This is a genomic window from Methylobacterium sp. WL12, assembly GCF_008039475.1.
Lineage (GTDB): Bacteria > Pseudomonadota > Alphaproteobacteria > Rhizobiales > Beijerinckiaceae > Methylobacterium > Methylobacterium cerastii.
Window position 1 is genome coordinate 1 of the sequence record NZ_VRUW01000194.1, and the last position, 2,084, is coordinate 2,084.

The window sequence follows — 2,084 nt, forward strand, 5'->3', positions numbered from 1 at the left end:
ACGACTTCGTCGAGCACCGCACGCACAACGGGCGCAAGTACCGGATGCTGAACGTCATCGACGAGTTCACCCGCGAGTGCCTGGCCATCCGGGTCGCTCGCAAGCTGAAAGCGCTCGACGTGATCGACGTGCTCTCGGACCTGTTCAGCTTACGCGGTGTGCCAGAACATATCCGCTCGGACAATGGACCGGAGTTCGTTGCCAAAGCAGTTCAGGCCTGGATCGTAGCGGTTGGATCAGCAACTGCGTACATCGAGCAGGGCAGTCCGTGGGAGAACGGCTATTGCGAAAGCTTCAACGCGAAGCTGCGCGATGAACGCCTCGACGGCGAGGTGTTCTACACCCTCAAGGAAGCCAGCGTCGTGATCGAACAATGGCGGAAGGACTACAACACCATCCGGCCGCACTCGTCACTCGGCTACCAGCCGCCTGCGCCACAGGTTGTCATCTGGCCACCTGAACCCAGCGGTTCAGCGCCGGTCGCCCACTCCGCCATCGTCACGCGACCGACAATGCACTAACTTCGAACCTGGGCCACCGAATGGGGGCAGGCCAGAGGGGGTGGTCCCAAAGGCATGCCTGAACCAGGGGCCGAAATGGCTTTGGTCAGCAAAATCTGTCGCCGCAGCCACCTCTGCGGGGGGCGTACCCGTCCGTAGCATCTGACGGGCATTATTGAGGCGGAGCATGCGTCTGTAAGCATGAGGTGGCATGCCATGGTGGCGCGAGAAGCGGCGCGTGAAACCCTCTCGGCTCAAGCCAGCCTGGGCTGCGACGCAAGCGATTGACGCAGCCCTGGTAGAGGAAGGCATATCTGGGAAGAGTTCCGCCAGCGGCCTCGTCATGCTCATCAGGGCTATGGAGTGGCCAGAGAGAACGTAGAGATTGAGGGATACCGTGTCTGGAGCACAATCAATCCCCTGGTGTGGGACACCCGCAGGCATGATGCAGGAGCTTCCAGCCGGTACATCGATGTAGCGGCCGCCGACCAGGAACTGACGCCAACCGGTCAGAACGAAGCTGATCTGCGCTTCTTGATGAAAATGCTGGACGAGAGATTCATTGTATCCAGCACAGCACACAGCCAACTCGATATCTTGACTAAAACTTGACCGCACGTAGCGCCATGACACGGAACCATCCTCCTTTCACATGATGGGACCGGCTACACCCGTCGGGATAGTCCACGACTGCGTTCAGGATGCCACCTCTCGCACAAACGTCCGCTTCACATTCTATCTCATCCAAAAGCGGACCGGCAAAAAGCCACCCAACCCGGCCATAGAGAAGACGGACGGGTCTCGACCCAATTCGGTCGTTCAGCGCTCCAGCGTATGCGCCCGGAAGCAGAAGTTTGGGACACTGGTAAACGCAAGCGCACCGTTAAACCCCATGAATACGATGCTTAAATGATATTATGCGCTAAAATGGAATGTATATCGCGTATAAACAACACCTGTATCAATTTTTAGATGGCGTATGTTTTTATCAATATTTGCAATTTTAATATTTAAAATATTCAGCCGATTGTTGTGATTAATATTTCACCTATCATTAGCATAGAATTTGAGATACGTGTCAGGGATTAAAATAAGGAAAGATCGACCCTGGACCTGCACGCCGGCAATTTTTATTCGCGAATCTAAGATTGTCACATTGGCGTTTAATCAAGGTATTATACCAACCCTCGTTGATCAGAACCCATGGGTCCATCGGCGCATTCCGATGGACATGATGCGCCAGGGCTGGGCGACGATCTTGTTCCAGGCGTCGCAGCAGTGGTCGAGGATGTCGGCGTAGGATTGGAAGATCCGGTTTCCGAGCCAGTTCTCGCGCATGAACTGCCAGAAGTTCTCGACCGGGTTGAGTTCGGGCGAACGAGCCGGAAGAGGCAGCAGGGTGATGTTGTCCGGGACGGCCAGTTTCCTGGTGGTGTGCCAGCCGGCCTGGTCGAGCCGGAGGACAGCGTGGGCGCCGGGCGTGACGGTTGCGGAGATTTCTTCGAGGTGATGGGTCATGGCCGACGTGGTGCAACGGGGCATGACCAGGCCCGCGCCGACGCCTCGGGCCGGGCAGATCGCCCC

The 2,084-nt window shown here is 56.8% G+C and carries 4 protein-coding genes; 2 read left to right on the plus strand and 2 right to left on the minus strand.

All coding sequences use genetic code 11. The features are described from left to right. Window positions 1-521, plus strand: a 521-nt coding sequence (locus FV226_RS27375; RefSeq protein WP_147765388.1) for an integrase core domain-containing protein, incomplete at its 5' end; no start/stop codon positions are given. Here the strand turns inward: FV226_RS27375 and FV226_RS27380 are convergent. Beyond that, window positions 471-944 carry a helix-turn-helix domain-containing protein gene (locus FV226_RS27380; protein ID WP_147765389.1) on the minus strand — a complete coding sequence of 158 codons (474 nt, stop codon included), beginning with the start codon at window positions 942-944 and terminating at the stop codon, window positions 471-473. The two genes, FV226_RS27375 and FV226_RS27380, sit on opposite strands and share 51 nt — an antisense overlap. Here FV226_RS27380 and FV226_RS28290 point away from each other — a divergent pair. Next, window positions 924-1,112, plus strand: coding sequence for a hypothetical protein (locus tag FV226_RS28290; protein WP_187278876.1), 189 nt, complete (start codon window positions 924-926; stop codon window positions 1,110-1,112). The two genes, FV226_RS27380 and FV226_RS28290, sit on opposite strands and share 21 nt — an antisense overlap. 582 nt (window positions 1,113-1,694) lie before the next feature. On the opposite strand, the gene FV226_RS27385 is transcribed toward FV226_RS28290, so the two are convergent. Then, on the minus strand, window positions 1,695-2,084 hold a 390-nt coding region (locus FV226_RS27385), incomplete at its 5' end, for a transposase (RefSeq protein ID WP_187278875.1).

Excerpts from the sequence above, each read along its gene's own strand:
- FV226_RS27380 (WP_147765389.1), bottom strand. The coding sequence starts at position 944 with ATGCCTGCGGGTGTCCCACACCAGGGGATTGATTGTGCTCCAGACACG.